The following is a 2,977-nucleotide window of genomic DNA, read 5'->3' on the forward strand; positions in this document are numbered from 1 at the left end:
ATGTCGTTTCTATTCCGGGTGACGCTTGCCGTTGGCTGGAACGTCAAACCCTCTGTTTGAAACAGATATTCCGGAACGAAAGAACCAAAATATACAGATGATGAAATATTTATTCCATTTCACATCGGGGCGTCAAGGGCGATTCCGCGGCCTGCGGGCCGATTTACGCATCGCTCTGATGGATTCTATCATTTGCCTCGGCACCTTGCGCGGCGGCTGGCTAGATGTTTTCCGGCAGATAGATGTCGAAGGGCAGAAAGGTCTGGCCCGGAGCGTTGGCGGCGCCGGTTTCGATGGCATGCGCCATCAGGTCGACGAGCTCACGGCATAAAGCGGCGAGCGGGGTCGAGATCACCATGGTGAGGATGTTGTCGGCGAGCGCCGCGCGCGACTCGGCGTTGATCTCGTTGCAGACGACCACCGGCATGGTCGCGGGCTTCGCTGCCCGCAGCGCCGAGACCGCGCCTTCCATGCCACCGCCGGCGACGTAGCAGCCGGCAAGATCCGGATAGCGCGCCAGAAGATCGATCATCGCGTCATGGGTCACCTGGTTGGCTTCCAGATTGACCAGCGTTTCAAGCACGCTGAACTCCGGCGCATGCTCGCGGAAGAAGGAGCGAAAGCCGATCTCGCGCAGCTCATGGCCGTGGAAGCGGTGGCTGCCGACGAAGAGGGCGACCTTGCCGGGCCGCTTGGCTGCCTTGGAGATCATCCATGCGGCGGTGCGCCCGACCTTGCGGTTGTCGAGGCCGATATAGCCCTCCCGGATGCCGGCGGCAAAATCGGACAGCACCGAAAAGACCGGCTGCCCTCTCGCCTTCAAGGTTTCCACGACCGCTGTCAGGGTCGGATGGTCCGGACCGACCACGGCGATGGCCCTCGATTTCGCCGCCAGCCTGCGCATCTGGGAGGCGATCTCGTCGGGAGCCAGGGAGCTGGCGAAATCGATGCTCGCAACGCCGCGGAAGCGCTGCGATTGAGAGATGGCCAGTTCGAGTTCCCGCGCGAAGTCACCGTAGAAGGCATCGTTGCCCCGCAGCAGCAGGAAGCCCAGGCGGTACTCCGGCAACTCCTGGCGCATGCGCTGCTTGATAAGGCCGGCGGCGTGGTAGCCGATGTCGGTAGCGGTCTCGTAGACGCGGCGCGCTGTCTCTTCGCGCACCGGCAGCCGGTTGTTCAGCACGCGGTCGACGGTGGCGACACTGACGCCCGAGATGCGCGCCAGATCGGATATTGTCGGCCGCTTCACCATGCTTGCCTCGTCGGGTTTGCTCGAGCCCTTCGTACATCATCCTGATGGGAAATGATAGAAACTATCTTTATGATGTTGAGTCTATCATCAGTCGGCGTTACTTTGACGCCCGAAGCCAAGGGATTTCATGGCATTCGCTCTGGCGGATGCCTTTGCCGAGGGAGGCAATCATGTCCACTGCGCCGTCCCGGCGTGACTACAGCCTGATCGGCCGCGACGCCAAGCTCGCCGTCGAGACCGGCCTGTCGGCGGCCGAGTGGTATCACACCGACATACCGCGCAAGCAGATGAAGGAGCTGATGCAGCGCTCCGACGGGCCGGCGATCCGCGATACGGCGATCTGGTTCGCCGCCCTGACCGTCAGTGGCGCCGGCGGCGCCTGGCTCTGGGGCACATGGTGGTGCGTGCCGTTCTTCTTCGTCTATGGCGTGCTCTACGGCTCCTCGACGGATTCACGCTGGCACGAATGCGGTCACGGCACCGCCTTCCGCACGCAATGGATGAACGATGCGGTCTATCAGATCGCCTGCTTCATGATCATGCGCAATCCGGTGACCTGGCGCTGGAGCCACACGCGCCACCACACCGACACCATCATCGTCGGCCGCGACCCGGAAATCTCGGTGATGCGGCCGCCGGATCTGGTTCGCGCCATGCTGGGCTTCGTCGGCGTGCTCGACGCCTGGCATGCGATGAGCGATATGCTGCGCAACGCCGCCGGCACCGTCAGCGCCGCCGAAAAGACCTTCATTCCAGAACAGGAACAGCCCAAGGCGATCCGCGTCGCCCGCATCTGGACGGCGATCTATGCCGCCACCGTCGGGCTGGCGCTCTACACCGGTTCGTTCCTGCCGCTGATGCTGGTCGGCCTGCCCAGGCTCTACGGCGCCTGGCACCATGTCATGGTCGGGCTGCTGCAGCATGGCGGCCTGGCCGACAATGTCACCGACCACAGGCTGAACAGCCGCACCGTCTACATGAACCCGATCAGCCGCTTCATCTACTGGAACATGAACTACCATGTCGAGCATCACATGTTTCCGATGGTGCCCTATCATGCGCTGCCGAGGCTGCACGAACTGATCAAGCACGATCTGCCGGAAGCGACACCGTCGATCCTGGCCGGCTACCGCGAGATGATCCCGGTCTTCCTGCGCCAGCTGCGCAACGAGGACTATTTCCTCAAGCGCGAGCTGCCGCCGACCGCACGGCCATATCGCGAGGAATTCCACAACGACACTATCGCCGCCGCGGCGGAATGATCGTGCTTCCATCCGATCCAGACTGTTTATTTAACGCAATTCCGGACGGAAAACCGCTGCGCACTTTTTTGCTTTTGGGAGGACTTGAATGAGCGACTGGGTCGAGGCCTGCGCCACCGGCGACATAGACGAGGAGGATGTGATGCGCTTCGACCATGGCGGCCGCACCTTCGCCATCTATCGCAGCCCCGACGACGAGTTCTTCGCCACCGACGGCCTTTGTACGCATGAAAAGGTGCACCTGGCCGACGGGCTGGTGATGGATGACATCATCGAATGCCCCAAGCACAATGGCCGCTTCAACTACAAGACGGGTGACGCCCGCGGCGCCCCGGTCTGCGTCAACCTGAAAACCTATCCGGTCAAGGTCGATGCCGGCAAAGTCCTGATCCAGATCGGATGACCGATATGGCGGGGGGGGTGGTCATCATCGGCGCCCGCGAATGCGGCGGGCGGGGGGGGT

At 62.4% G+C, this 2,977-nt stretch carries 3 protein-coding genes; 2 read left to right on the forward strand and 1 reads right to left on the reverse strand.

The window, feature by feature from the left end; all coding sequences use genetic code 11:
* Positions 1-220: 220 nt before the first annotated feature.
* A complete protein-coding gene (locus EN879_RS30315; RefSeq protein WP_027161043.1) occupies positions 221-1,252 on the reverse strand; it encodes a LacI family DNA-binding transcriptional regulator in 1,032 nt (343 codons plus the stop codon).
* 170 nt (positions 1,253-1,422) lie between these two features.
* Between EN879_RS30315 and EN879_RS30320 the strand changes: the two genes are divergently transcribed.
* Both EN879_RS30320 and EN879_RS30325 read left to right on the forward strand, forming a co-directional pair.
* Positions 1,423-2,514, forward strand: a complete 1,092-nt coding sequence (locus EN879_RS30320) for a fatty acid desaturase family protein (protein WP_063169774.1) — start codon at positions 1,423-1,425, stop codon at positions 2,512-2,514.
* A gap of 88 nt (positions 2,515-2,602) precedes the next feature.
* Positions 2,603-2,917, forward strand: coding sequence for a MocE family 2Fe-2S type ferredoxin (locus EN879_RS30325; protein WP_027161041.1), 315 nt, complete (start codon positions 2,603-2,605; stop codon positions 2,915-2,917).
* Positions 2,918-2,977 lie beyond the last annotated feature (60 nt).

The sequence above is a fragment of the Mesorhizobium sp. M7A.F.Ca.AU.002.02.1.1 genome (assembly GCF_003998535.1).
GTDB lineage: Bacteria > Pseudomonadota > Alphaproteobacteria > Rhizobiales > Rhizobiaceae > Mesorhizobium > Mesorhizobium ciceri.

Excerpts from the sequence above, each read along its gene's own strand:
- EN879_RS30320 (WP_063169774.1), top strand. The coding sequence starts at position 1,423 with ATGTCCACTGCGCCGTCCCGGCGTGACTACAGCCTGATCGGCCGCGAC.
- EN879_RS30325 (WP_027161041.1), top strand. The coding sequence starts at position 2,603 with ATGAGCGACTGGGTCGAGGCCTGCGCCACCGGCGACATAGACGAGGAG.
- EN879_RS30315 (WP_027161043.1), bottom strand. The coding sequence starts at position 1,252 with ATGGTGAAGCGGCCGACAATATCCGATCTGGCGCGCATCTCGGGCGTC.